Consider the following 25,985-nt stretch of genomic DNA (forward strand, 5'->3'; position numbering starts at 1 on the left):
AAGATCGCCGCTGGTGCAGCCGTGGGACGTCATCGAAATCGGCGCGAGCGACTATTTGAATGGTGACGGACCCCTGCGACTGAGGGTCATCCACGTCCGCGCCGAGGCCGCCCACCCGAATATCGAATGGATTCATCTGCTGGGCACCCGACTGCACGGCAACCGGGACGGCCAGATGATGATGGTGATGGTCCGCGCGGCGGCGCTGCGCCGCCCCGGCGCGGTCATCCGGCCAGGGCCGGCTTCCGGGACCAAGGTGGAACTCAGGACGGGCTGGGTGCCGGGGTCGCGGACTGAGTGGTAGTCGGGGTCGCGGACGGATCGGCGGTAGGAGTCGGCGATGCCGACGGATCCGCTTCCGGTTCAGCGCCGGCGATGACGTGCCGTTCCAGGGTGACCTGGGCCTGGCCGGTACCGCCGACCCGGATGTCGTCGTGCGCCTGCAACTGGTGCTCGGCGTCGAAGTACAGCACCGTCAAGGCCAATGGCGTCGGCTCCTCGCCCTCCAGACCGCGCAGTCCGGCCCCGCCGGTCGAACCCTCCACCATCAGCCGGGTCGGCTGCTCACCGGGGATCTCGGCGAGCATCCGGACCTCCCGGTTGTGGGTGTGCCCGGCCAGCACCAGCGGCGTGGTGCCGGACAGCGGGCCGGCCGACACCGGGTCGTGCACCAGGGCGATATCTACCGGTTCGTCGGTGCCCAGGATCGTCGCGGCAAGCTGCTCGCCGACCCCGATCACCTGGTCGGTGGCCGGCTTGGACAACCCGCCGTCGGCCGGGCTGGTCTGCTTGTCGGGGGTGAACCGGGGGTCGCCGATACCGGCGATGGCCAGCCCGGCGACCTCGGTGACCTCGTTGTCCAGCACGATCGCGTTCGGCTGGCTGGCGACCGCCTCCTGGGTGCGGATCGAGTCGTGGTTGCCGCGGATGAACACGTACGGCACCTCCAACAGCCCGATCGAGGCGACGTAGTTCGCCTCCGGCTCGCTGCCCCAGTCGGTGATGTCCCCGGTGTCGATCACCACGTCGATGTCGAACTGCTCGACCACGGTACGGATCACCGACCAGCCGGTCGGGTTGAGGTGCATGTCCGACACGTGCAGCACCCGGGTGGTGCCCTCGGCTGCCTGGTAGACGGGCAGCGTCGACACGGTGGTGTAGATCCGGCTGACATTGCTGACGATGTGCTGCAGCTGTTCGGCGTACTGGCTGTAGTTGGTGGCGATCCGCTGTACGTCACCGACCACCGCCGGGGCGTTGACCAGCAGACCCTCGTACCGTGGCTCCTCGATCGACTCCGGCCGGATGGTCGCCGCCGCGACGCCGATGCTGCCGCCGGTGATCAGCAGCGCCAGGGTGCCAGACCAGGCGACCCGGCGGGTGTCGCGGAAGACCAGCGCGGCGAGGATCAAGGTGGTGAGCACGGCGACCGCGATGGTACGGATACCGAGCCGCAGCACCCCCTCGGTGACGTCGCCGACCACGGTCTGACTGGCCCGGGTGATCGCGTTCGGGTCGTCGAGCAGGGCGAGGGTGCGGACCTGGTCGAGGGAGCCGAGCCGGATGGAGAGCTGGACCGGCCCTTCGTGGCTGTCGACGTGCAGCGCGCCGAGCGGCGGGATGGCCATGGTGGTGCCGCCGTCCACCGCCGGGGTCACCGCCATCTCGGCCCGGAACGGGCCGATGTCGACGTCGGCACGAGCCCCGAGCAGGACACCGATGACGACCCCGGCCAGACTGACCGCGACGACCGCGAGCGCCACGCCGATCCGTCGGGTGGCTCGTGACCGCGCGGCCCGCCCGAATCCGCGACCTGCGGTACGGCTGACCGAGCCGAGCCGTCGCCCGGCGTGTGCCAGCCACCGCCCGGGGCGACCCGGCTGCTGAGCCGGACGGCCCGGCTGCTGGCCGGGACGGCTCCGGTCGGCCGTTTGCTCGTCGCTCATGCTGAGATCATGCCTGTCTGATCGAAGGTGGGGAGGCTGGTGGGGTCAGCTGCGCCCGGCTCCGCCGTCGGCGAAGACCAGCCGCAGGATACGGTCGTCCTCCGGGGCCGGTTCGCCCCGGCCGTCCTGGTTCGAGGTGGTCAACCAGACCGAGCCGTCCGGTGCCCGCACGACGGTGCGTAGTCGACCGTACTCCTCGGTTAGCAGCGCGCGGGGCTGGCCGAACACCGTACCGGACTCGGTCAGCTCGACCAGCCACAGCCGCTCGCCGCGCAGACAGGCGGCGGCCAGGATCCGGTCCACCACGGCCGCCCCGGAGCAGGAGGACTCTCCGGTCGGCCAGACAATCAGCGGGTCGACGAATCGTCCGTCCCCGCCTTCGCCCTCGACCTGCGGCCAACCGTAATTCTCGCCCGGCTCGATCAGGTTGATTTCGTCCCAGGAGTTCTGGCCGAACTCGGTGGCGTACAGCCGGTCCTGAGCGTCCCAGGCGATGCCCTGCACGTTTCGGTGGCCCAACGACCAGATCAGCGAGTCGGGGAACGGGTTGTCGGGGGCCGGCTCGCCGTCCGGTGTCATCCGCAGAATCTTGCCGCCGAGGCTCTCCTGGTCCTGGGACAGGCCGGTGTCCGAGGCGTCGCCGGTGGTGGCGTACAGGTAGCCGTCGGGCCCGAAGGCGAGCCGGCCGCCGTTGTGGATGCCGGAGAGCGGGATGCCGGTGACGATCGGTTCCGGTTCGTCGCCCAGCGTCAGCCGGGCGATCCGGTTGTCCTCGGCGGTGGAGTAGTAGATGAACACCGTTTCGTCGGTGGCGTACTCGGGGGAGACGGCGATGCCGAGCAGCCCGCCCTCACCGCCGCCGTCGACCTGGTCGATGGTCTGCACCTCGGTGACGTCCAGCCCGTCCGGGCTCGAACCGGGCCCGACCTGCAGAATCTTGGCGCTGTCCCGCTCGGTGACCAGCGCGGCGCCGTCCGGCAGGAACGCCACCCCCCACGGCACCGCCAGCCTGCTGGCCAGCACGGTGACGGCTACCTGCTGATCGACGCCGCCGCCGGCCGGTGTCTCGGTCGGGGCGGGGAAAGTGGGGGGCGCGCCGGCCTGGTCCGGCTCCGGCTCGCCGAACGTGCAGCCGCCGGCGAGCAGCAGGGTGGTCAGGCTGGCGGCGGCGGTCGCCGTGATCGCGGCGGTCGGGCGACGCGACGAGCGGCGGTACGGCAGGCGAGCGTTCACCCGCACCAGACTAGTCCGCTGCCGGACATCCGCATCCGATGGCGTCCCCGGGTACTTAGGTGAGGGTATCCAATATGAAATCAAATGGTGTTAGGTAAGGGTTCCCAAAATTGCGAGAAGTGAATAAGCGCCATATATTCGATCGCAGTGGACTACTGTTTTCCCACAGTGGCGGTGACGCTGCCGCTGCCGGATGCTGCCAAGCTAGGAGGACCACCATGACCGCGATGATGGAGATGCCCCGGGTGCAGGAGTGCACCGTCGTGGAGTGCGCGTACAACCAGCACGAGGGCTGCCACGCCTTCGCTATCACGATCGGGACCGAGGCGGACAGCGCCAGCTGCACCACCTTCTTCGACATTTCGTCCAAAGGCGGCCTCGACGCGGTGATCGCCCAGGTTGGTGCCTGCAAGCGCGCCGACTGCCGGTTCAACGCCGAGTTGGAGTGCCGGGCACCGGCGATCCGGGTCGGGCCGAGCCGGGAGACGGCCGACTGCATGACCTACGAACCTGCCTGACCCGCTGCAGGTCCGGCCAGAACCGCAGCGGCACCGGTCGTGGGACGAGCCCGTGGCCGGGGTCGCTCCCGCGTCGGCGGCACCGGCTACGGGCGAATTCCCGGATAGTGGTTTCCGCGCAAGGGAAACGTCGTAGTCGACCCTGTGGCACCGGACTGTGACCGGTCCCGACGGCGATAGCCTGTTCAGAAGCAGGCAGCGGGCGTCAGATGCAGAGTGATGTCGCGTGACCGGATGATCATGAGATGCCCGGCCTGAGCGGACCGGACCCGGATGGCCCGCTATCGTCGGACCGGTGAAAGTCTGGATCCCCCACCCGCACGGCCGACAACTGCTCGGCCGGCTGCCCGACGAGGTGACCGTCGAGGTCGCCGCCGACCTCACCCAGCTGCCGTCCGACCCCGCCGGCGTGCGGTTCTGGGTGCCGCCGTTCCTGGCCCGGCCCGGAGCGGCGGAGCTGGCCGGCAAGATGCCGGACCTTCAGGTGGTGCAGTTGCTGTCCGCCGGTGCCGACGCATGGGTGGGGCGGCTGCCGGAGCACCTGACGCTCTGCGACGCGCGCGGGGTGCACGACTCGTCGACGGCGGAGTGGATCGCCGCTGCGATCCTCACTCACGTCCGCGACTTCGCCGGCTTCATCCGGGCACAGACCCGTCGAGAATGGTCGTACGAGCAGTTCGCCCCGACCGACGAGCTGGCCGGCAAACGGGTCCTCATCGTCGGCGCCGGATCGATCGGTGCCGCGCTGCGTGCGCGGCTGTCCCCGTTCGAGGTGGAGTTCACGCTGGTGGCCCGGACCGCCCGGCCGGCCGTCCAGGTGCACGGCGTCGACGAGCTGCCCGCCCTGTTGCCGTACGCCGACATCGTGGTGTTGATCGTGCCGCTGACCGACCGGACCCGGGGGATGGTCGACGCGGCCGTGCTGGCCGCGATGCGCGACGGTGCGCTGCTGGTCAACGCCGCCCGCGGCCCGGTGGTCGACACTGCGGCGCTCACCGCGGAGCTGTCCAGCGGCCGGATCTGCGCCGTACTCGACGTGACAGACCCGGAACCGCTGCCCGCAGACCATCCGCTATGGAGGTTGCCGAACGTGGTGATCAGTCCACACATCGCCGGGTCGGTACGCGGTCTGCTGCCTCGCGCGTACGCCCTGGCGGGTCGGCAGGTCACCCGGCTGGCTGCGGGCGAGCCGCTGGACAACGTGGTGGTGGACGGCTATTGAGTCGGCGGCGTAGCCGGTTCGTCGGTCGCGTCGGCCGTCGGAGTCGCCGGGTCGAGCGGAGTCGCCGGGTCGAGCGGAGTCGCCGGGTCGAGCGGTTGTCCGCTGGCGGCGATCAGCCGGGGCAGGTCGTCGGCCCGTACGGCGGGTAGCCGTACCCGCTCGCCGTCGGTGAGCAGCGCCACCGCCCGGCCCTGCGGGTCGGCCGCCAGCTCGGCTACCCGCGACCAGCCGATCCGGCGCTGGCCGATCAGCGCCCGCACCCGGAGCCCGGCCGGGTCGGCATCGGTTCCGGAGCGGACCGCCCAGATCGCGATCGCCAGCGGCAGCAGCAGGACCGGCAGCAGATACCAGCGGGCACTGGCCAGCGGCAGTGACCCGACGAACGCGATCACCGCCGCCAGCATGATCGCCTGGTGCGGCCGGAACCGGACAGTTACCCTGCGACTCATCCGACAATCCTGGCATCCGGCCGGTGGGTGTCGGCTGCCGGGTAGGTCGGGTGGCATCGGCGAGTGCGCCGCCCGACCCGGCCGCCCGACCAGGCCGGGGGCACCCGACGGTTCCGGTTGCGGAAACCCGCCGGAAATTTCCGGTGACCGCCCCGTAACCCGGCGCCGGACTGGTTCGTTGTGTCCGGCACAGTGGGCCGACCCGGCCCGGCTTTGCCCCGACCCCTTCCGTGGAGGCGACGGCCACCGTGCCTGAGGCGTTCCCCGAACCATCCCGTCCCCGTCCCCATCGGGCCCAACCCCCCGGCTGGACCCTGCCCGCACAGGCCGGCGCCGCCGCGCTGCTGCTGACCGCCGGCGCGGCCGGCCTGCTGACCGCCCCGGTCGCGGTGCTCGGCGCGGTGCTGTTCGGCGTCGGCATGCCCGGTCTGCGGCTGTCGCGGATGGCCGTCACCGCGCACGCCCGTACCGGCGATCTCCGGAACTGCCGCGGAGCCAATCTGCTCGCCGTGACCAGCATCGGCGGCGCCACTGCGGTCTGCGTCGCCGCCTTCAGCCCGCCGGCGGCCCGGACCGGCCTGGCGCTCAGCGGGCTCATCCTCGCGCTGGCCGGCCACCTCGCGGCGATTCTGCTGCTGCCGGGCGTCGCCGAGACCTGGCGGCTGCGGCTGCGGCGGGTGGTCGACGGGCTGAGCCTGGGGATCAGCCTGATCTTCGCCAGCTGGCTGCTCTCGCCGGTCGACACTGCGTCGTCGGCCGTACTCTTCGTCGAGCTGAGCGTGATCGGGGCTGGGTCGATCAGCGTGGTCACCGCCCTGGGGATGCGGAGGCAACGCCCAGCGGTGCTCTACTGCGGTGGCGGCTCCATCGCGCTCCTCGTGGGGCTGGCCGCTCCAACTGTCTGCTTCGCGTACGGCACCGCCGGCTGGCTCTGGTGCCTGTCGACGGCCCCGGCGGTCGGCGGCATGCTGCTACTGGTCATCGGGGCGCAGCGGGCACAGCGGGCAGGCTCGCAGCCGGTCACCCCGGCGCGCGGCCGGCTCACCGCGTACCCACTGTTGACGGTGCCGGCGGTGGTGGCCGCGCTGGCCGCCGCGTACCACGTGGCGACCCAGGGATCGTTCGACCGTACGTCGGTCCTGCTCGGCCTTGCGGTGATCCCGACGCTGGTGGTCCGGGAGATGATGGCCGCGGCCGACGTGCGGTCCTACGCCCGGCGGCTGAGCATCCAGGAGGCGCATTTCCGCTCGTTGGTCTCCGGCGGCAACGATCTCACCCTGACCCTTGGCGACGACCTGCGGGTGCGGTGGCAGTCACCGGCCGCCGCGCGACTGTTCGGGCTGGCCGACGCACAGGTGCTCGGCCGACCGTTCATCGAGCTGATGCATCCGGAGGACGTCCCTGAGGTGATCGCGGTGCTGGCCGGCGTGGTGACTGGCCGGCTGGTGCCGACCACTCGGACCCCGTTGGTCACCGCCCGGCTGCGGGACGGCCACGGTCGGTGGCGGGACACCGAGTCCACCGTGTCTGACCAGCGGACGGTGCCCGAGGTCGGAGCGCTCGTGGTGCATGTGCGCGACGTGGGGGAGCGGGCGCACCTGGAGCGGCGGCTGTACAAGCTCGGCTTCACCGACCAGCTGACCGGGTTGGCGAACCGCCGGGAGCTGATGCGCCAGATCGCCAACCAGCGGGACCTGCCCGGTCACCCCGGTGCGTTGCTGATCATCGACCTCTACGGGCTGGTCGGCGTCAACGAGCAGTACGGGCGGGAGGTCAGCGACGCGGTGCTGGTCGAGGTGGGGCGGCGGCTGCGGGACACGGTGGAGCCGGACGACGTGGTCGCCCGGCTCAGCGGCGACGAGTTCGCGGTTGTCACCGTCGCCGGCCCGATGCTGGCGTACGGGACCGGGGCGCGGCTGGTCGCGGCGTTGCGCGAGCCGTGCCAGCTGCCCGGCGCGGTGGTTGCGCTGCAGACCAGCATCGGCATGGCCGAGGTGGCCGGCGGTGCCGGGGCGGACGATGTGCTGCGCCGGGCGGACCTGGCCCGCCGCCGGGCCCGCCAGCTCGGTCGCAACCGGGTCGAGTGGTACGACTCCTACCTGGAGGAACAGCTGGTCCGGCGGCTGGACCTGGAGCGGGAGCTGCCGGGCGCGGCCGAGCGGGGCGAGTTGGACGTGGTGTACCAGCCGGTGGTGGACCTGGTCGACGGCAAACCGGTGGGGGTCGAGGCGCTGCTGCGCTGGCGCAGCCCGGTGCTCGGCACGGTGCTGCCGGCCGAGTTGCTCGCCGTGGCCCGGGAGCTGTCGCTGCTGGGCCACATCGGCCGGTGGGCGCGGACCACCGCCTGCCGGCAGTTGGCGTCCTGGTCACGGGAGGGACACGGGCTGTGGCTGTCGGTCAACGTCGCCCCGGCCGAGTTGACCGCGACCACCTTCGTGGCCGACCTGATGGCCATGCTGTCCGCACAGGGTATCGGGCCGGATCGGCTCGTCGTCGAGGTCGCCGAGTCGCTGGTCGCCGAGGAGCTGGCGGCTGCCGAGAATCCGCAGATCCTCGCGCAGTTGGCGAACCTGCGGGCGTACGGGGTGCGGATCGCGTTGGACGACTTCGGCGCCGGACAGGCGTCGATCGCCCAGCTGCGGCGGCTGCCGCTGGACGTTGTCAAGATCGACCGTTCACTGGTCGCCGACGCCGGTGCCGGCCTGGACAGTGTCCACCCGATGCTGGAAGCGGTGGCTGGGCTGGGCCGGCGGTTCGGGCTGGAGATCGTCGCCGAAGGGCTGGAGACGGACGGTCAGGTGAGCCAGGCGCAGGCCGCCGGCTGCCGGTTCGGTCAGGGGTACGCGCTGGCCCGCCCCGCACCTGCGGAGCGGACCGAGGCGTACATCGCCGACTTCCCCACCCCGTCGCACTGACCCGATCGGCGGCGACAAGGCGCGGGCGGGCGGAGCTCAGCGCAGGTCAGGCGGCGTAGCCGGGCATCGGGTAGCCGGCCAGCAGGTCGGCTACCTCCCCGGCGATCCGGTCGAGGGCGGCACCGTCGTCCTTGACCGCCGCGGTCACCGCGTCGTCCAGCCAGGCGGCGACCTGCGGCATCTGCGCCTCGGTCAGGCCGCGGGTGGTCAGCGCGGCGGTGCCCAGCCGGATGCCGGACGGGTCGAACGGCTTGCGCGGGTCGTACGGCACCGTGTTGTAGTTCAGCTCGATCCCGGCCCGGTCCAGCGCCTGTGCGGCCGGCTTGCCACCGACGCCCTTGCCGGTCAGGTCGGCCAGGATCAAGTGGTTGTCGGTGCCGCCGGAGATCAGCTCGAAGCCGCGGTCGACCAGCGCGGCGGCGAGCGTCTTCGCGTTGGCGACCACCTGGTGGGCGTACCGGCGGAAGTCGTCGGTGTCGGCCTCGCGCAACGCGACGGCGATGCCGGCGGTGGTGTGGTTGTGCGGGCCGCCCTGCAGGCCGGGGAAGACCGCTTTGTCGATCGCGGCGGCGTGCTGCCCGGTGGTCAGGATCATCGCGCCGCGCGGGCCGCGCAGCGTCTTGTGGGTGGTCGTGGTGACCACGTCGGCGTGGCCGACCGGTGAGGGGTGTGCGCCGCCGGCGACCAGACCGGCGATGTGCGCGATGTCGGCGACGAGCACCGCGCCGATCTCCCGGGCGATCTCGGCGAAGGCGGGGAAGTCGATGGTCCGCGGCACCGCCGTACCGCCGCAGAAGATCACCTTCGGCCGTTCGCGGCGGGCCAGGTCACGTACCTCGTCGAAGTCGATCCGGCCGGTGTCGCGGGAGACGTTGTAGCGGACCGAGTTGAACCACTTGCCGGTGGCCGACACCGACCAGCCGTGGGTGAGGTGCCCGCCCATCGGCAGCGACATTCCCAGCACGGTGTCGCCGGGGGAGAGGAAGGCGAGGTAGACGGCGAGGTTGGCGGGGGAGCCCGAGTACGGCTGGACGTTGGCGTGGGCCGCCCCGAAGAGCGTCTTGGCCCGCTCGACGGCGAGCGTCTCGATCGGGTCGACGAACTGCTGGCCTTCGTAGTAGCGGCGGCCCGGGTAGCCCTCGGAGTACTTGTTGGTCAGCACCGTGCCGCTGGCCTCTAGCACGGCGGTGGAGACGTAGTTCTCCGAGGCGATCATCCGCAGCTTGTCGTGCTGGCGGCGGGCCTCACCCTCGACGAGGGCGGCGAGCTCCGGATCGGTGGCGGTCAGTTGCGGGATCTGCGGTACGTGCACGACGTGTCCTCCTGGGTCGGGCGGCCCCGTCGGCCCGGAGCGACCCGGGCATGACGGTGCCGTCGACGGTGCACCCAGGCGCGCGGCGCACGTCGGTGGTCGCTCCCCGGTGGTCGGTTCCACCTTCGCTGCGCCAGTCGCGTGACCGGTCCGAGCATAACCCGCGGTGGTCGGCGGGTCGGGCAGACCCTGACGGTACGTGGCGAGATCTGCTGGTCTTTGCGCCGTTCAACGCATCAGAAACTCAACCGGTTCACTGATCCGTGCGTGGTGGCGCGGTGCTGCCGCGCGGGGTCAGGTGCGGCGTCTCGTCCTGGTACGCCTGCGTCGGCTCACCGGCGATCGTCGCCAGCAGCTGCCGCGCGGCGTGCGCACCGTACGCCGGGATGTCGCGGCCCAGCGCGGTCAACGGCGGATGCACCAGCCGGCACAGCGGCGAGTCATCCCAGGCAACGATCGACAGGTCGCCCGGCACGGCCAGCCCCATCTCCTGGGCCACCGCCAGGCCGGCGATCGCCATCACGTCGTTGTCGTAGATCACCGCGGTGGGGCGGGCCGCGGTGCTGATCAGCCGTCGGGTGGCCCGCGCACCCTCCTCGCCGGTGTAGTCGGACGCCACCGTGACGCACTGGTCCAGGCCGAGCCGGCGGCAGACGTCGGTGAACGCGTCCGCGCGGATCTCGGTGTGCAGCAGGCCGGGCAGGCCACCGATCCGGGCGATCCGGCGGTGACCCATCGCGACCAGGTACTCGACCGTCTCGACCAGGGCCGATGCGTCGTCGGACCAGATGTTCGGCAGTGAGCCGGTGTGCCCGGGGCCGCCGATCACCACCGCCGGCAGTTGCAGCGTCTCCAGCGCCGGCACCCGGTCGTCGCCGACCCGCAGGTCGCAGAGGAACACGCCGTCCACCCGGCGCTCACCCCACCAGCGCCGGTAGACCGCGATCTCGGCCTCGGTGTCGGCCACCACCTGCAGGGTCAGCGCGTACGACCGGGCGGACAGCTCGGCCTCGACACCGCTGATCAGCTCCATGAAGAACGGCTCGATGCCGAGGATCCGGGCCGGGCGGCTCAGCGCCAGGCCGACGGCGTTGGCGGTGGCCCCGGACAGGGCGCGGGCGGCGCTGTTGGGGTTGAACCCGATCTCGGCGGCGATGGCGAGGATCCGCTGCCGGGTCGCCTCGGACACCCCGGGCTGGCCGTTGAGCGCGTAGGAGACCGCGCCCTTCGAGACGCCTGCTCGGCGGGCGATGTCGGCGATGGTCGGCCGTTTCACCGGCGGCGCTCCTTCGGGTTCGTCTCGGCTGGCCTTGCCCGGTTAAGTCTGCTGCCCGAAACGATATCCGGCATCGGCCGGGTTCGGCGGCCACCCCGCCCGAGGACACCGAGGTTACGGGTTGGCTGCGGCGGTAACCAGCCATTGACATGCATCGAAGTCGCTCGTACCGTGGCCTGACTTACCCGGTTCAGTCGACGCTCCTCGATGTTTGGAGCGTTTCCAAGTGTGTTCGGAGGATGGGATGAAGCGGCGTTGGGCCCCTTGGACGCGTACGGCGGCGGTCGGCGCCGCCGGCGCGCTGCTGATCGCCGGCTGCAGTGGCGAACCCGGCGGCGGCAGCGACGACGGCGGCACCACCCTGACCATCGCGTACTGGGGCGACTTCGGCCTCGACGACCTCAAGGCCGCGTACGAGGCGCAGAACCCGGACGTGCGGATCAACCTCAACTCCGGTGAGTACAACGCCCAGCACGAGGACCTGCAGAAGAAGCTCATCGCCGGGTCCGGCGCCGCCGACATCGCCGCCATCGACGAAGGGTTCGTCGTCCAGTTCCGCGAGCAGGCCGACAAGTTCGTCAACCTACTGGACAAGGGCGCCGGTCAGTACGAGGAACGCTACCTCGACTGGAAGTGGCAGCAGACCCTGTCCGCCGACCGGGCCACCCAGATCGGCCTCGGCACCGACGTCGGCGGGCTGGCCATGTGCTACCGCACCGACCTGTTCGACGCGGCCGGGCTGCCGACCGACCGGGACGAGGTCTCCGCACTGTGGCCCGACTGGGAGTCGTTCGTCGCCACCGGCGAGGAGTACGTCGCGGCCAGCGGCAAGAAGTTCGTCGACTCGGCCACCAACATCTTCAACCCGGTGCTCGGCCAGCAGCCGGTCGGCCTCTTCGACACCAGCGACAAGCTGGCCATGCAAGGCGGACCGAAGGTTGCCTTCGACACCGCCGCCACCGTCGTCGGTGCCGGACTGTCGGCCAACCTCGCCGCCTTCTCCCCGGAGTGGAACAACGGCTTCGTCAACGGCGACTTCGCCGTGCTGGCCTGCCCGGCGTGGATGATGGGCCACATCCAGAACACCGCCCCGGACACTGCCGGCAAGTGGGACGTGGCGGCCATCCCCGGTGGCGGCGGCAACTGGGGCGGCTCGTTCCTGACCATCCCCGCGCAAAGTGAGCACGTCGACGAGGCGTACAAGTTCCTGGAGTGGCTGATCCAGCCCGAGCAGCAGATCGAGATCTTCAAGAAGATCGGCAACCTGCCGTCACAGCCGGCGCTCTACGAAGACCCGGCGATCGTCGAATTCTCCAACCCGTTCTTCAACGACGCGCCGGTCGGCCAGATCTTCTCCGCCACCGCCGCCAACCTCACCCCGCAGTACCTCGGCCGTAAGAACGGCCCCGTCCGGGTCGCGGTGGAGAACGTCCTCAACCGGCTGCAGAGCGGTGACCTGGAAGGCAAGCCCGACGAGGCGTGGACGGAAGCCATCGCGGAAGCCGAGAAGGCGGCGAACGCGTAACCGCTCGCAGGCCGCGAGCCGCGCGTGCGGCCGAACCCGGAGGCAAACCATGTCCGCAACCCGCGCCGCACCGGCACCACCACCCGAGCCGACCTGGCGCAACCGGCTGCACCGCTTCGACATGCGGTACACCCCGTACATCCTGATCTCCCCGTTCTTTCTCCTCTTCATCGCCTTCGGACTCTTCCCGATCATCTTCAACGGCGTGGTGGCGCTGCGGCACTGGCGGCTGGACAACGCCGACCTGACCGGCTGGGCCGGGCTGGAAAACTTCCGGCGGCTGTTCACAGACGACAGCTTCTGGAACGCGCTGTACAACACGTTCGGCATCTTCCTGCTCTCCACCGTGCCGCAGCTGTTCCTGGCCCTGATCGTCGCGTCGCTGCTGAACCGCAAGCTGCGGGCGCAGACCTGGTTCCGAGTCGGCGTCCTGCTGCCGTACATCACCCCGATCACCGCGTCGACGCTGCTGTTCGCGGTCTTCTTCGCCCGCGACTTCGGCATCGCCAACTGGGCGCTCGACGTACTGCACCTGCGCGGCGAGGCGCCGATCGACTGGCGGTCCAGCAAGGCCGCGTCGTGGGTCGCCATCGCTACCATGGTCAACTGGAAGTGGATCGGCTACAACGCGCTGATCTACCTGGCCGCGATGCAGTCGATCCCGCGCGACATCTACGAGGCGGCGGCGGTCGACGGCGCCGGCCCGTGGCGGCAGCTCTGGCGGATCACCGTGCCGATGATCCGGCCGGTGGTGGTCTTCACCGTGATCCTGTCCACCATCGGCGGGCTGCAACTGTTCACCGAGCCGATGCTGTTCGAGCAGAACTCGCAGGCCGCCACCGGTGGGTCAAACGGCCAGTTCCAGACCATCGCCCAGCTGATCTACAAGGTCGGCTGGAAGGACCTCAACCTCGGGTACGCCGCCGCGATGTCCTGGGCACTGTTCCTGATCATCGTGATCATCGCGGCCGTCAACGCGCTGGTCGCCAACCGGCTGGGCGGAGGCCGCAAATGAGCAGCAGAACCGTCGGCCGTGCCCCGGCCAGTACGCCGGGCAGCTTCTGGAACTACCTGTTCCTCAGCCTGGTCATTCTGTTCTCCGCCTTCCCGCTCTACTGGATGGTGGTGATCGCCAGCGGCACCGACGCCGACCTGGCGAAGATCCCTCCGCAGCTGCTGCCCGGCGGGCAACTGCTCACCAACCTCAACGAGGTCTTCACTCTCAAGAACGTCTACTTCGCGCAGTCGCTGGGCAACAGCTTCATCGTCTCGTCGATCGTGACGTTCTCGGTGCTGTTCTTCTGTTCGCTGGCCGGCTTCGCCTTCGCCAAGCTGCGGTTCGCCGGCCGCAACGCGCTGATGGTCGTCGTGGTGCTCACCCTTACCGTGCCCAACCAGCTCGGCGTCGTCGCCCTCTACATCCTGATGGGCGAACTCGGCTGGAACGGCACCCTGGTCGCGGTCATCGTGCCCGGCCTGGTCACCGCGTTCGGCGTGTTCTACATGCGGCAGTTCATCCTCGAAGCGGTGCCCGACGAGCTGATCGAGGCCGGTCGGATCGACGGTGCCACCACGCTGCGGATCTACTGGAGCGTGGTGCTGCCGGCGGTCCGCCCGGCGATGGCGGTGCTCGGCCTGCTCACCTTCGTGGCCACCTGGAACGACTTCCAGTGGCCGCTGATCACCCTCGGCGGCACCTACTACCCGACGTCGATGGTGGCCCTGTCCGACCTGGCCAGCGGCAACTATGTGCTGTACCGGCGGGTGCTCGCCGGTGCGTTCGTGGCGACCATCCCGCTGTTGATCATGCTCTTCATCGGTGGTCGGCAGATCGTCCGGGGAATCATGGAAGGCGCCGTCAAGAACTGACCGGCGAGCACTCGTACCGTGGCCCAGTCCCGATCCAGCACTAGTGAGGTATGGCATGAACTCCGTACGACCGCTCCACGAGGGCTGGACCGTACGACCCGCCGACGGGTCCGACGTGCCCGACGGCGTGGGCGATCACAGCGTCCCCGCGGCCGTACCCGGCTGCGTCCACACCGACCTGCTCGCCGCCGGCCTGATCCCCGACCCTTACCTCGACGACAACGAGACCCGGCTGTCGTGGATCGGCCGGACCGACTGGGTCTACGAGACCACGTTCGACTGGGTCGACCAGGCAGACCCCCGGGTCGACCTGGTCTGCGCCGGCCTCGACACGATCGCCACCGTCACCCTCAACAACGTCGGACTGGGCCGCACTGCCAACATGCACCGCGGCTACCGGTTTGACGCCCGACCGGCCCTGCGCCTCGGGCGCAACACCCTGCGGGTGCGGTTCGACTCCGCGTACCGGCACGCCGAAGCGGTCCGCGACCGGCTCGGCGACCGGCCCAACGCCTACCCGGAACCGTTCAACTTCATCCGCAAGATGGCCTGCAACTTCGGCTGGGACTGGGGCCCCAACCTGGTCACCGCCGGCATCTGGCAGGAGATCGGCCTGCACACCTGGAGCACCGCCCGACTGGCCACCGTTCGTCCGCTGGTCACCGTTACCCACCACCCGACCGGCAGCGCCGAGGCGAAGGTCGAGCTGCACGTCGAGATCGAACGTGACACCGACGAGGACATCACCCTGGTCGCCGCCGTCGCCGGGGCCCGCGCCGAAGCGGTCGTCCCGGCCGGGCAGCGCAGCGCCGTCGTGACCCTCACCGTCGCCGAGCCCGAGCTGTGGTGGCCCCGAGGGTACGGCGATCCCGCCCGCCATGCCCTCGACGTCACCCTGCATCGGGCCGACGGCAGCACACTCGACACCTGGCAGCGACTGATCGGTTTCCGGTCGGTCCGCCTCGACACCACCGCCGACGTCGCCGGCAGCGCGTTCACCCTGGTCGTCAACGAGGTGCCGGTCTTCGTCCGGGGCGTCAACTGGATCCCCGACGACGCGTTCCCCACCCGGGTCGACCGGGCCCGCTACGCCCGCCGGTTCGGCCAGGCCGTCGACGCCGGCGTCAACTTCCTGCGGATCTGGGGCGGCGGACGCTACGAATCGGAGGACTTCTACGACCTAGCCGACGAGCTGGGACTGCTCATCGGGCAGGACTTCCTGTTCGCCTGCGCCGCGTACCCGGAAGAGGAGCCGATCGCCGGCGAGGTCGCTGCGGAGGCCCGGTACCAGGTCGCCCGGCTCACCCCGCACCCCAGCCTGGTGCTGTGGACCGGCAACAACGAGAACATCTGGGGCTGGCACGACTGGGGCTGGCAGGAGATCCTCGACGGACGCACCTGGGGGCTCGGCTACTACCTCGACGTGCTGCCCGGCATCGTCGCCGAACTCGACCCGACCCGCCCGTACTGGCCGGGCAGCCCCTACTCCGGCCGCGACGACCTGCACCCCAACAACCCGGCGCACGGCACCACGCACATCTGGGACGTGTGGAACACCGACGACTACCTGAAGTACCGGCAGTACGTGCCCCGGTTCCTCGCCGAGTTCGGCTACCAGGGGCCACCCGCGTACGCCACCCTGCGCCAGGCGATCAGTGATGACCCGCTCGCCCCCGACTCACCCGGCATGGCCCACCACCAGAAGGCCGTCGACGGTGACCTGAAGCTGCGACGCGGCCTCGACGCGCACCTGCCCGCGCCGCGTGACTTCGACGACTGGCACTACCTGACCCAGGTCAACCAGGCCCGCGCCATCGCCGTCGGGGTGCGGCACTTCCGCTCCCACCGGGGCATCTGCATGGGCACCATCCTGTGGCAGCTCAACGACTGCTGGCCGGTCACCTCATGGGCCGCCGTTGACGGCGACGGCCGCCGCAAACCCCTGTGGTACGCGCTGCGCGACGCCTACGCCGACCGGCTGCTCACCATCGAATCCCGCGACGGTGGGCTCGTCCTGGTGGCGGTCAACGACACCGGCACTGACTGGCACCCGCAGACCGACGTCACCCGGCTCACCCTGGCCGGCGAGCCACTGGCCAAGATCGGCTACCAGCTGGCCGTACCGGCCCATTCGGCGGTCACCGTGCCGATCTACCCCGACCTGGCGGCCACCGGCGACCCACGCCGCGAGCTGCTGCTCGCCGACGCGGCCGGGCACCGGGCCTGGTGGTTCTTTGCCGAGGACAACGAGATCGACTACCCGGTTGCCGGGTACGACGCGACGGCCGCACCGGTCGACGGTGGGCTGCGGGTCACCGTCACCGCCCGGACCGTCCTGCGTGACCTGACCCTCTATCCCGACCGGCTCGACCCGGCCGCCGAAGTGGACCGGGCACTGGTCACCCTGTTGCCCGGCGAGTCGACGGAGTTCGTGGTGCGCACCGGGGTCGAGCTGGATCCGGCGGCGCTGACCAGCCGGCCGGTGCTGCGCTGCGTCAACGACATCGTCAGCGACACCCCGACGGCCGGCGCGTGAGCACCGGACCGGCAGCGGCCGACCGCGCCCCCGGCACCGTCAGCCCGGTCAACATCCACGCCTGGCGCGACTTCGGCATCCTCGACTCGCTGCGGCCGTTGCTGCCCGGCCGGCCGGCGGTGCTCGCCGGCGACGGGCACTGCATGGCGCTTGGCGAACACTGGCTCGGCGGCTACCCCGGCCGCGCCCTGCTCGGCATGGTGGTCTCCACCGGCGTCGGCGGCGGACTGGTCATCGACGGCCGGGTCCACCCGGGCGGCAGCGGCAACGCCGGCCACATAGGACACATTGTGGTGGACATGACCGGACCGTCCTGCCCCTGCGGCGGGCGCGGCTGTGTCGAGGCGATCGCCAGCGGCCCGGCGATGGTCCGCTGGGCCGTCGACCAGGGCTGGACGCCGGGGGAGCGGCCGGGCGACGCCCGTACCCTCGCCGAGGACGCCCGGGCCGGCGTACCGCTCGCCGTCGCCGCGTTCGGGCGTGGCGCGACCGCGCTGGCCGCCGCGGTGGTCTCCGCCACCGCGCTGGTCGACCTCGACGACGTCGTCATCGGCGGCGGGGTGGCCGCCGCCGGTGACCTGCTCTTCGCTCCGCTGCGTGCGGCCGTAGCGGAGTTGGCCGGGCTCGACTTCGTCCGCCGGGTCCGGATCCACACCAGCAGTCTCGGCAACGACGCGGGGTTGCTCGGTGCCGCCGCACTCGCCCTGGAGGCCGCCGCGCGTCAGTGACCTCCACCGCTCCACGGTCAAGGAGAACCCCGCAATGCGCCCACGCTCCGCTGGCCTGCTGCTGGCACTGGCCGGGCTGCTGCTCACCGCAGCGGCAGCCCCGGCCCAGGCCGCACCGCCGGCCCACCATCCCGGCCATCCCGGCCATCCCGGCCATCCTGGTACGCCGACCGCCGAATTCGTCACCCGGCACGGCGACGACCTCACACTCGACGGCCGGAAGTTCCGGTTCGCCGGCAGCAACAACTACTACCTGATGTACAAGTCGCCGACGATGGTCGACGACGTGTTCGCCGACGCGAAATCTGCCGGGTTCACCGTGCTGCGTACCTGGGGATTCCTCGACATCGGCAACGCCGACGGTTCCGACTCGGTCGCCGGCCCGGCCGACGGGGTCTACTTCCAGTACTTCGACGGTGATCGGCCGGCGTACAACGACGGCCCGGACGGCCTGCAACGCCTCGACTACGTCCTCGCCGCCGCCCGCGAAGCCGGCATCAAACTGGTCATCCCGCTGACCAACAACTGGCGTGACTTCGGCGGCATGGACCAGTACGTGCGCTGGCGCGGCGGGCAGTACCACGACGACTTCTACACCGACCCGGTAATCCGCGGCTGGTACAGAGACTGGATCAGCCATGTGCTGAACCGCACCAACACCTTCACCGGGGTGAGATACAAGGACGACCCGACGGTGATGACCTGGGAGCTGGGCAACGAGCCGCGCTGCAAGGGCTCCGGGGTCTACCCGCAGTCACCGGACTGCACCACCGACACGCTCACCGCCTGGGCTGACGAGATGACCCGGCACGTCAAGTCGATCGCTCCCCGGCAGCTGGTCAGCGTCGGCGACGAGGGCTTCTTCTGTGACGATCCGACCAGCGCCGACTGGACCACCAACTGCGGTGAAGGCGTCGACAGCGTCGCGCTGAGCAGGTTGCCCGCCGTCGACGTCGTCTCCTACCACCTCTACCCGGACCACTGGGGCAAGGACGCCGCCTGGGGCACCGAGTGGATCACCCGGCACGCTCACGAGGCGAAGAAGGTCCGCAAGCCGGTGATGCTCGGCGAGTTCGGCATCCACGACAAGTCGACCCGCAACGTCGTCTACCGCGAGTGGACTGACGTGGCGATCGCCGGCAGCACCAGCGGTTTCCTCTACTGGATCCTCTCCGGCGTGCAGGACGACGGCAGCCGCTACCCGGACTACGACGGTTACACCGTCTACTGCCCGAGCCCGGTCTGCACCACGCTGTCCAACGCGGGCGCGGCGGTGCGCGGCGACCGCCGGCCGTGGCCGCCGGTCGCCGACCACGACACCACCACCGTCGAGTTCGGCCAGGTCGCGACGCTGCGGCCGGCGGCCAACGACATCGCCCACCGGGGTACGGTCCGAGCCGCCACCATCGACCTGGACCCGACGGAACACGGCCAGCAGAAGCAGGTCAGTGTCGAGGGCGGGGAGTTCGCGCTCGGCGGCGACGGTGCGGTGACCTTCACCCCGGCGGACGGCTTCGCCGGCCGGGCCACCGCCCGGTACCGGGTGTGGGACCGGGCCAGGCGCGCCTCGAACGTCGCCGACCTGGTGGTCACCGTCAAACCGGACCCGGCCGGGGTGCAGACCCTGTTCTCGTTCGAGACCGGCACCGACGGGTGGGGACCGCCGTCGTGGGAGCCGGGTGTCGGCAGCGTCGCCCAGTCGGACGCGTTCGCCACCGACGGGGTGTACGGGCTGCGAGTCGACTCGGTGACCGGCGGCTGGTTCGGCACGTCGTTCGCTGAGCCGGTGGACCTGTCCGGTCGGGTGACCCTCAAGTACGACCTGCGTACCGACCCGTCAGTGGGCACCAACGCGGCGATCGCCGTGCAGACCGGGCCGAGCTACACCTGGTGCCAGTCCACGTTCACCTGGCTGAACCAGGACTGGACCGGCACCGCCGAGATCGACCTGCTGACCGAGATGTCCTGTGACGCCGAGGCGCTGGCCGACGTGCGCGAGATGTACGTCTACGTCAACCCGGGCTCCGTCCACATCGACAACGTCCGGGTCGAGTAGGACGGCGCGGTCACCGGTGCGCGTCGAGCCCCGGCCCCCGTCGGCGTGGGGCCGGGGCTCGACGTCGTCGCCGCTCGTCTGCTGATCCTGCGGCTCAGCGGAGCGTGGGTGCTTCAGCGATGAACGAGCGCCAGGCGGTCGGGCCGAAGGCGAGCGTGGGACCGCCCTGGTCCTTGCTGTCGCGGACCAGGACGCGAGCGGGAAGGTTGTCCGCCACCTCGACACAGTCGCTTCCGTTGCTGTTGCTGCGGCTGGACTTGCGCCACGCCGGCTCGGTCATAGTTCCTTCACCAACTTCAAGATCATGTCTCGCGACTGGTCGCGCGGCAACGCAACACCACTCAGAGCCTGCCAGGCCTGTTCGAGGGTGGCAACCCGCTTCGGATCGGTCACCAGGCGGCCCTCCAACTGGTCGTCGACATAGCCGACGGTGCCGCCGGTCTCGGCCATGCTGGCGAGCATGAACGGGCCGTTTTGCCCGGGATGCAAGCCGGCGGATACCGGGGCCACCTGCACCAGCACCCGCGACCGGGTGCTCATCTCGGCGATGTGCTCCAATTGCTCCCGCATGATCACGGGGTCTCCCCGACGAAGTCCGTCCTCGTCGATGATGAACTGACACACCGGCGGCTCCTCCCGCTCGAACACGGCGGCCTGTCGCGTCATCCTGAGGGCGAGGTACTCGTCGGCCTTAGCGGGAGTTAGCAGGCCGCTGTGCAGGATGGCCCGGGCGTACGCTTCCGTCTGGAGCAGTCCAGGGATGATCTGGCACTCGTACCGCCGAATCGCGGAGGCTTCCTGCTCCAACTCCGGTAGCGCCCGGAACCAGTCCGGTGGGATGCTCTTGCGGGCGTTCTCGGAGAGTTCCTTGATCAGCGGGGCACTGCTGAATACCTGATCGATGTGGTCTGCCGTGTCGGGCATTGGTATCTGTCGACCGGTCTCGAACTTGGCGATCAGCGATGTCGAGACGCTGAGCTGCTGTGCCAACTGCTCCTGTGTCATGCCGCCGTTGAGCGAACGGAGAAACCTGAGCACCTGTGGAATGCCGTTGCTGCTCACTGCTGCTTGTCCTTCCGGCCCGTATCGGGGCAGCTTCCTACCAGGAATCAACTGCCTTGCGTGCCGGTATCTTCTCGCGTCGTGTCCAATCAGTCCGGGGTGGATTCATGATCTTGGCGCCATGGCCACCCGAAACAGATTCACGTAATGGATGAAGTTGATCCCGGGAACCGAAAGTGCTTCCGGACGTGATGCCGCAGGTGCATCTTGATGCATCTCTGGCATCGAGCTCGGCCGCTACCTCCGAACCGGTGGGGTGACGTTGTGTTTGCCGGGACGCGTTTACCGTCCGGTTCACGGTGCCGAGGGATCTCGCCGGTGTCCGCTAAGAGGCTGGTCTGTCAGCCTTGTAGGTGAGGAAGTAGCCCTTCGGCCAGCTGTGGAAGCTGTTGGGCTCGGTCGCCGGACCGCTGCAGTCGGAGGTCCGGTATCCGGGGACGGAGCGGAAACCGCCGCTCCAGGCGAGCAGCCAGGTCGCGTCGGCCGGTACCTGCGGCAGACATCGTCCGGTGCGGACTGCCTGCCGACTACCTCCGTCGGGTAGCTCGAGTAGAAGACCAGACCCTTGTCGGGGCTCTGGACCGGCTCGCCAGCGGCCGCGGGCGACGCCGGTAGCGTCGCGGTCAGCGTGGTCACCAGGGCGGCGGCGAGACCTGCGGCGACTCGGTGGACGGATCTATGCATCGGTGTCCTCTCGGGACGGTTGGCGGAAGGGGCCGAGGGTCGCTTCGGCCCGCGATCGAAGTGGTATGCGTCGATGTAACGATCGATGCAGAAAGTTGCCGAGTCAACAAAGCTGGCCCCGAATCTAGGTGACCCCCTCACCGGTGGACTGCGCCGATGGCCGGCGACCCGCGCGGTCCTGCCGGTGTCTGTCGCCGCGACGCCGACTGAGAAAAAGTTGTTGGTCATCGGCCGGCCGTTGCCTCTCACCTGTGTCCGGCGGCGTCGCCGGATGTACCGCGACCCGGGCAGAACCCGATTGACCCAGGTGGGGCGTCGACCCACCCGGCACGGAGAGGCTGGAGGACCAGATGATCTACACGACCAAGTTCGGGGTGCTGGCGCGGCGGTCGACCTGGCGGTGGGGCACCGTCACGTTCGTCGCCGCCGCCGTCCTGGGCGTGCTGCTCGCGGTGGCGTTGGCGGCCTGCGGCCCGTCCGGCTCGGGGCGGGCCGACGCGGCCTCGGACGGTGGCCAGGTGTCCGGGGCAGCCGGACTCGGTGGCGCGCCGACCGGCGTCGGCGGCAGCGGGTCGGCCGGCACCGGCGAGCCGCAGACCGACGGCGCCGACCCCGGCGACGGCGGTGACGGCGGGGAACCGGAACCGCCCGTGCAGCCAACCGCCGAGGACTGTGTGACGTACGACCCGGCGAATCTGACGATCGAGCAGAGCGGCGACGCGTGGCGGATGCGCGACGGCGGCCACGCCATCAAACTCTTCGCTACCAAGACCGACGCCGAGGACGGCGTCAAAGTGGCCCGCAACTGGACCCGGCTCTGCTTCATCGGCCGGGACAACGACCGCGCCGACCGGCACCGCTACATCATCACCTACTTCCAGGGCCCGTCCGGGCTGCCGTTCGGACCCGCTCCGCACTTCGACTGCATCACGTACGACCCGGTGGAGCTGGCGGTGCACGGACCCGACGGCGACGGCTGGGGGCTGCGGGCCGCAGCCACCCCGCTGCTCTTCCTGGCCAGCGCGGCCGACGCCGAACGGGCCCGGCTGGTCGCGGCCGGCAACACCCGGCTCTGCCTCATCGGCCACGGCAACGGGCAGCCCGACCCGTCGCGCTACCAACTGGAGTATTGGCGACAGTGACGATCCGTCCTCGACCACGCCGCCTAGCATTGCCCGCGTGGACGATCGTGCCATCGTGGCCGCGCTGGTCGCCGGTGACCCGCGCGGCCTCGACCGTGCCTACCGCGCGTACGCCGACCGGCTGTTCACGTACTGCCGGTTCATGCTGCGCGACGCGGACGGGGCGGCCGACGCCGTCCACGACACGTTCGTCCTGGCCGGTCAGCGGGCGGCGCAGCTACGCGACCCGGAGCGGCTGCGCCCGTGGCTGTACGCCATCGCCCGCAACGAGTGCCTGCGGGTCATCCGTGGCCAGCGGCGGCAGCTGCCGTTGGATGACGTAGGCGAGCTGCCCGCCACGCCGGTCGACCCGGTCACCGGGCTCGGTGCCGAACAGTTGCGGGAGCTGGTCCGGTCGACGGCGGCCGGGCTGAACCCCGGTGACCGGCAGGTGATCGAGCTCGCCATCCGGCACGACCTGTCCGCGGCCGACGTCGGTGCCGTGCTGGGGGTCTCCGACAGCCACGCGCACGCCCGGCTGTCCCGGGCCCGGACCCAACTCGAACGGGCCATCGGCGCGTTGCTGGTGGCCCGCACCGGCGCCGACGACTGCCCGACCCTCGGTGAGCTGCTACGCGGTTGGGACGGCACCCTCACCGTGTTGCTGCGCAAGCGGGTCAGCCGGCACATCGAGAACTGCCCGACCTGCGACGACCGGCGCCGCCGGCAGGTCAGCCCGGCCGCGTTGTTCTCCGCGTACGCGACGCTGCCGATGCTCGCCGTCCCGGCGGAGCTCTGGCCCCGGCTGCAGCTGACCAGCGCCGACGCCGGGCAGGTGGCGGCCCGGGCGCGGATCGAGCAGCGGGCCGGCCGGTTCGACCCGGCCACCGGCTTCCCCCGCCGGGGCGAGCCGCGTCGAGGTCGGCTGCTGGCCGGCCTGGCGGCGGCCGCCGTGCTGGCCCTGCTGATCGGCGGTGCCGTGGTGGTGCCCCGGCTGGGTGCGGTCGACGACACCGCCCGGTCGGCGCCGGCCGGGTCGCCAGGTCTGGCCGCGCCACCGACCACGCCGTCGGCCAGCAGCGCGCCGACGGCCACCCCGAGCGAACCGGCACCGCCGACGCCGACCCCGACCGGGCCGGCCGGTGGCGCTCCCGAGCCGAGCGGTCCTGCCGACCCGGTGCCGCCGTTGACGGTCCAGGCCGAGGCACGGGTCTCCTGCACCGGATCCAGCCGCTACCAGCTGACCGTCGTCGCCACCGTCACCGGTGGCACCGTCGAGTCGGCGGTGCTCACCTGGACCAGCGGCGCGGCCGGTTCGACGCAACCGCCGACCACGGCTCCCACGCAAGGGTCGGGAACCGACCCGCAGTCGACTTCCGGCCCCGGTGCCGGCGGTCCGGGCGGCATCGCCGCGCCGGGCGCGGTGCCGGCGCAAGGCGGCGAGGTGGCGATGACGGTCTCCGGGGACACCGCCACCGGGCAGGTCTGGCGGATGTCCGTGGCGTCGGTCAGCTGGCAGGTCGCCGTCGTCGCAGTCGACGGGCGGCGGGCCGGTGCCGGCCCGTACCCGGCTGCCAACCCGTGCCCGGTGCCGCGCTGACCAGTCGGGAGGCGCTGCGCTGGACCGGCGAGAGGCACCGCCTTGACCAGGGAAGACCGGCGTCGATGTGCCCGGCGGGCAAGGGTCTGTGATCGACGTCCTGCCCGGTCGACGTCACCTCGGCCGAGACGGCAGGATGTCCGGCATGCAACGTGACACCGACGGCGGCGACCGCTTCGACGACCAGGTTCGGATCTACCACCGGGCCGGCGCTCAGGCGGACGTCCCGGCGGTCCTCGCGCTGCTCGACGACGCGGTCCGCTGGCTGGCCGAACACGGCCGTACCGGTCAGTGGGGGACCGAACCGCAGTCGACCGACCCACGTCGGATCGCGACGGTCACCGGGTGGGCGAAGGAGAGCGGCCTGGTGCTGGCCTGTGTGCCGGTCGGCGACGGTGGTGAGCGGGTCGTCGGGGCGCTCGCCGTCGGCACGGCCCGGTCCTACGCGCCGCCGGTCAACGAACCCGAACTGTACGTGAACCTGCTGGTCACCGACCGGTCATGGGCGGGTAGGGGGGTCGGCCAGGCGCTACTGGACCGGGCTCGGACGCTCGCCGTCGAACGCGGCGCGACCCTGCTGCGGGTCGACTGCTACGCCGGTGGTGACCGGGCGTTGGTCCGCTACTACGAGCGGGCCGGGTTCACCGCCGCGGAGCCGTTCACCATCGACCAGCCGGACGGCCCGTGGCCAGGCCAGATCCTCAGCCAGCGGATCCGTTGACCGACCGGCCGGTCCCGGTGGTCGGCTGGCCGGAGCCGGCACGCCAGCCGGCCGGGTCGACCCCGCCCGGCACCGCTGTCGCCGGCTGGTACGGCCCCCGGGTCAGCACCAGGGTGCCGAGATCGAGATGGCTGACCGCGCCGGCCGCGTCCCGGCACACCCGCAGCGTCTCGTCGGCGTAGAAGCCCTTGAAGCCCAACCATCGGTCATCAGCCGTACGTCGGAATTGGGTGCCCCGGTTGGCCACGCCGATCGGGGTGAGCTGCAGGGTGCCGTCGCCGAGCAGCCGGAGCGCCACCGGGCGCGCACCCCAGTACCACGGTCCGGTCAGGTCGACCAGCGTCAGGTCGACATCGGTGGCCGGCCGCCACGGAGGCGGGATCACCGGCTCCCGGTCAGCGACGATCTTGAGGAGGTCGGCGGCGATCTCGCCGATCTGCGGTCCCGTCGTGACATTGGCCAGCACCACAGCGGCGACGTCCTGGTCGGGGCAGGTCCACAGCGCGGCGAGGAAACCGGGTACCGAGCCGGTGTGCCCGGCCAGCTCCAGACCTTCGTGGCGGAGCAGTTGCAGGCCGAGGCCGTACCCGCAGTCCGGGTCCGCACTCTCCGGCGGCGCCGAGCAGCGCGTACCCGGGATTCGAGTAGCGGTAGCGGTGCCCGGCCGGCCGTCGGTCGGACGCCGGCCCGAGCACGTCGGACAGTTCGGGGCGCAGCTCGCCGGGGGTGCGCTCCCACCACGGGCCGGGCGGCTCGGCAGGTAGCCCGCCGGTGTGTGCCAGCAACTGCTCCACGGTCGCCGCGACCCCGCAGCCGGGCAGGTGCCGCTGGATCGGATCGGTCAGCTCCAGCCGGCCCGCCTCCCGCAGCAGCAGCACCTGCACTGCGGTGAAGGTCTTGCTGATCGACCCGATCCGGTAGCTGGTCGCCGCGTCCGGTGTGCCGTGGTCGACCTCACCTCGGCCGGCGGCCCAGGCCAGCCCGTCGGCGCGGACCACCGCCGCCACCATCGACGGTGCCCGCCCGTCGACCTGGCCGACGGCGAGTCGGTGCAGCAGCGCCCGCCGGGTCGTCGGCAGGAGGCCGGCGACGGTGTGGTCCGGCGTCGACCCGGGTCGTTCCTCCGTCGTCATGACCGCCATTGTGTCGGGTGCGGCCGGCGGCGGTGCCGTTGACCGCCCGCCGCTGCGGCACCATTGACCAATGCCAGGT

20 protein-coding genes, 2 pseudogenes and 1 riboswitch are annotated in these 25,985 nt (G+C 70.9%); of the genes and pseudogenes, 13 read left to right on the forward strand and 9 right to left on the reverse strand.

Features of this window, described 5'->3' with window-relative positions; genetic code table 11:
* Window positions 1–13: 13 nt before the first annotated feature.
* Entirely contained in the window at window positions 14–304 is a 291-nt protein-coding gene (locus tag ACFHW1_RS15165) for a hypothetical protein (RefSeq protein WP_416590605.1), read from the forward strand.
* Here the strand turns inward: ACFHW1_RS15165 and ACFHW1_RS15170 are convergent.
* Together ACFHW1_RS15170 and ACFHW1_RS15175 are read right to left on the reverse strand one after the other, a co-directional pair.
* A complete protein-coding gene (locus ACFHW1_RS15170) occupies window positions 264–1,946 on the reverse strand; it encodes a metallophosphoesterase family protein (RefSeq protein WP_416615630.1) in 1,683 nt (560 codons plus the stop codon). The genes ACFHW1_RS15165 and ACFHW1_RS15170 overlap by 41 nt on opposite strands.
* Before the next feature lie 45 nt (window positions 1,947–1,991).
* Complete coding sequence (locus tag ACFHW1_RS15175; RefSeq protein WP_416553667.1) at window positions 1,992–3,179, reverse strand: PQQ-dependent sugar dehydrogenase; 1,188 nt, start codon at window positions 3,177–3,179, stop codon at window positions 1,992–1,994.
* 218 nt (window positions 3,180–3,397) lie between these two features.
* On the opposite strand from ACFHW1_RS15175, the gene ACFHW1_RS15180 reads away from it, so the two are divergent.
* Both ACFHW1_RS15180 and ACFHW1_RS15185 read left to right on the forward strand, forming a co-directional pair.
* Complete coding sequence (locus tag ACFHW1_RS15180; RefSeq protein WP_416553669.1) at window positions 3,398–3,697, forward strand: DUF1540 domain-containing protein; 300 nt, start codon at window positions 3,398–3,400, stop codon at window positions 3,695–3,697.
* Between the two features lie 295 nt (window positions 3,698–3,992).
* Window positions 3,993–4,919: a 2-hydroxyacid dehydrogenase gene (locus ACFHW1_RS15185; RefSeq protein ID WP_416615632.1), complete on the forward strand. Its 927-nt coding sequence runs from the start codon at window positions 3,993–3,995 to the stop codon at window positions 4,917–4,919.
* An 89-nt stretch (window positions 4,920–5,008) separates the two neighbouring features.
* Here ACFHW1_RS15185 and ACFHW1_RS15190 read toward each other — a convergent pair.
* Window positions 5,009–5,368: pseudogene (locus ACFHW1_RS15190) on the reverse strand (PH domain-containing protein); the annotation flags it as partial.
* 248 nt (window positions 5,369–5,616) lie between these two features.
* Here ACFHW1_RS15190 and ACFHW1_RS15195 point away from each other — a divergent pair.
* Window positions 5,617–8,283 carry a putative bifunctional diguanylate cyclase/phosphodiesterase gene (locus ACFHW1_RS15195; protein WP_416615634.1) on the forward strand — a complete coding sequence of 889 codons (2,667 nt, stop codon included), beginning with the start codon at window positions 5,617–5,619 and terminating at the stop codon, window positions 8,281–8,283.
* 46 nt (window positions 8,284–8,329) lie between these two features.
* On the opposite strand, the gene glyA is transcribed toward ACFHW1_RS15195, so the two are convergent.
* Together glyA and ACFHW1_RS15205 are read right to left on the reverse strand one after the other, a co-directional pair.
* Complete coding sequence (glyA, locus tag ACFHW1_RS15200; RefSeq protein ID WP_416553675.1) at window positions 8,330–9,595, reverse strand: serine hydroxymethyltransferase; 1,266 nt, start codon at window positions 9,593–9,595, stop codon at window positions 8,330–8,332.
* Window positions 9,596–9,660: 65 nt separating this feature from the next.
* Window positions 9,661–9,746: riboswitch (ZMP/ZTP riboswitch) on the reverse strand.
* Between the two features lie 102 nt (window positions 9,747–9,848).
* Window positions 9,849–10,871 (reverse strand): LacI family DNA-binding transcriptional regulator, encoded by a 1,023-nt coding sequence (locus ACFHW1_RS15205; RefSeq protein ID WP_416553677.1) that lies wholly within the window; start codon window positions 10,869–10,871, stop codon window positions 9,849–9,851.
* Between the two features lie 244 nt (window positions 10,872–11,115).
* On the opposite strand from ACFHW1_RS15205, the gene ACFHW1_RS15210 reads away from it, so the two are divergent.
* Genes ACFHW1_RS15210 through ACFHW1_RS15235 form a run of 6 tightly spaced genes read left to right on the forward strand, consistent with a single transcriptional unit; the run spans window position 11,116 to window position 19,585 of the window.
* Complete coding sequence (locus tag ACFHW1_RS15210) at window positions 11,116–12,396, forward strand: extracellular solute-binding protein (RefSeq protein ID WP_416615635.1); 1,281 nt, start codon at window positions 11,116–11,118, stop codon at window positions 12,394–12,396.
* Between the two features lie 49 nt (window positions 12,397–12,445).
* On the forward strand, window positions 12,446–13,411 hold the full coding sequence (locus ACFHW1_RS15215) for a carbohydrate ABC transporter permease (RefSeq protein WP_416553681.1): 966 nt from the start codon (window positions 12,446–12,448) through the stop codon (window positions 13,409–13,411).
* A complete protein-coding gene (locus ACFHW1_RS15220) occupies window positions 13,408–14,265 on the forward strand; it encodes a carbohydrate ABC transporter permease (protein ID WP_282234396.1) in 858 nt (285 codons plus the stop codon). Before ACFHW1_RS15215 ends, ACFHW1_RS15220 begins: the two co-directional genes overlap by 4 nt.
* 55 nt (window positions 14,266–14,320) lie before the next feature.
* Complete coding sequence (locus tag ACFHW1_RS15225) at window positions 14,321–16,801, forward strand: glycoside hydrolase family 2 protein (protein ID WP_416615637.1); 2,481 nt, start codon at window positions 14,321–14,323, stop codon at window positions 16,799–16,801.
* Window positions 16,798–17,529, forward strand: a complete 732-nt coding sequence (locus tag ACFHW1_RS15230) for an ROK family protein (protein ID WP_416615638.1) — start codon at window positions 16,798–16,800, stop codon at window positions 17,527–17,529. The genes ACFHW1_RS15225 and ACFHW1_RS15230 overlap by 4 nt, the downstream gene beginning before the upstream one ends.
* A 34-nt stretch (window positions 17,530–17,563) precedes the next feature.
* Complete coding sequence (locus ACFHW1_RS15235; protein WP_416615639.1) at window positions 17,564–19,585, forward strand: cellulase family glycosylhydrolase; 2,022 nt, start codon at window positions 17,564–17,566, stop codon at window positions 19,583–19,585.
* A 94-nt stretch (window positions 19,586–19,679) separates the two neighbouring features.
* Here the strand turns inward: ACFHW1_RS15235 and ACFHW1_RS15240 are convergent, their stop codons facing one another.
* On the reverse strand, window positions 19,680–19,865 hold the full coding sequence (locus ACFHW1_RS15240; RefSeq protein WP_416553689.1) for a DUF397 domain-containing protein: 186 nt from the start codon (window positions 19,863–19,865) through the stop codon (window positions 19,680–19,682).
* The gene (locus ACFHW1_RS15245; RefSeq protein ID WP_416615656.1) at window positions 19,862–20,752 is read right to left on the reverse strand and encodes a helix-turn-helix domain-containing protein; all 891 of its coding nucleotides are present in this window, start codon (window positions 20,750–20,752) and stop codon (window positions 19,862–19,864) included. The genes ACFHW1_RS15240 and ACFHW1_RS15245 overlap by 4 nt, the downstream gene beginning before the upstream one ends.
* Before the next feature lie 929 nt (window positions 20,753–21,681).
* Between ACFHW1_RS15245 and ACFHW1_RS15250 the strand changes: the two genes are divergently transcribed.
* The 3 genes from ACFHW1_RS15250 to ACFHW1_RS15260 all read left to right on the forward strand — a co-directional run bounded on the left by ACFHW1_RS15250 (window position 21,682) and on the right by ACFHW1_RS15260 (window position 24,773).
* On the forward strand, window positions 21,682–22,473 hold the full coding sequence (locus ACFHW1_RS15250; RefSeq protein ID WP_416615641.1) for a hypothetical protein: 792 nt from the start codon (window positions 21,682–21,684) through the stop codon (window positions 22,471–22,473).
* A gap of 37 nt (window positions 22,474–22,510) precedes the next feature.
* Window positions 22,511–24,052 carry a sigma-70 family RNA polymerase sigma factor gene (locus ACFHW1_RS15255; RefSeq protein ID WP_416615643.1) on the forward strand — a complete coding sequence of 514 codons (1,542 nt, stop codon included), beginning with the start codon at window positions 22,511–22,513 and terminating at the stop codon, window positions 24,050–24,052.
* 145 nt (window positions 24,053–24,197) lie between these two features.
* Complete coding sequence (locus tag ACFHW1_RS15260) at window positions 24,198–24,773, forward strand: GNAT family N-acetyltransferase (protein WP_416553695.1); 576 nt, start codon at window positions 24,198–24,200, stop codon at window positions 24,771–24,773.
* On the opposite strand, the gene ACFHW1_RS15265 is transcribed toward ACFHW1_RS15260, so the two are convergent.
* Window positions 24,754–25,533, reverse strand: a complete 780-nt coding sequence (locus ACFHW1_RS15265; RefSeq protein ID WP_416615657.1) for a serine hydrolase — start codon at window positions 25,531–25,533, stop codon at window positions 24,754–24,756. The two genes, ACFHW1_RS15260 and ACFHW1_RS15265, sit on opposite strands and share 20 nt — an antisense overlap.
* Window positions 25,448–25,915: pseudogene (locus tag ACFHW1_RS15270) on the reverse strand (serine hydrolase domain-containing protein); the annotation flags it as partial. The gene ACFHW1_RS15265 and the pseudogene ACFHW1_RS15270, both read right to left, overlap by 86 nt.
* Between the last annotated feature and the right edge of the window lie 70 nt (window positions 25,916–25,985).

The organism is Micromonospora sp. LOL_014, from assembly GCF_048060245.1.
Lineage (GTDB): Bacteria > Actinomycetota > Actinomycetes > Mycobacteriales > Micromonosporaceae > Micromonospora_E.